This window comes from Streptococcus sp. STC1396 (assembly GCF_058933875.1).
Map to the genome: position 1 here is coordinate 1 of NZ_JBZYCU010000061.1, position 532 is coordinate 532.

The 532-nt window shown below is 36.5% G+C and carries 1 pseudogene; it reads left to right on the forward strand.

Annotated elements, in window-relative coordinates:
* A pseudogene (locus AC5FEC_RS10435) lies at positions 1-209 on the forward strand (IS481 family transposase); the annotation flags it as partial.
* Positions 210-532: the final 323 nt, after the last annotated feature.

A 532-nucleotide genomic window follows, 5' to 3' on the forward strand; every position in this document is an offset into this window, starting at 1 on the left:
GAACACCTCGACACAATGGCAAGGTAGAACGAAGCCATCGCAATGACAATAAACGATTCTACAAACATCTCCAGTTCTATTCCTATGACGATCTCATCAAACAGATGGAGCGCTATCTCTACAAATCCAATCGATTGCCCATGCAAACTTTAAACTGGATGTCACCTATCGAAATAAGAAAAAATCTACAAGGAGCTAGCTCCTTGTAGAGAATACCATATCAAGTTTTTAGATAACTTTCGTTTGGTCTCACATCATTGACAAACGTACAAGATTGTTTTGCCAAGAATGAGCCAATATGCGACAACTCTGAACGATTCTGAATCACACAAAAAAATAATTTCCAAAAGCAAGCATGTTTTGAAAAGATAAACTTACCCCTCACCTCGAGATGAGATCAAGCCGAAAAGAGTCTGGGACAAAAAGATTTCAATTTTTAAAAATCTTAATTATTAAGCCCTTCAAATCTATAATTAAATGCGAAAAGCGAACAAAGCAGAATTCTGATTACCAGAAAACTAGTTTTGTTCGC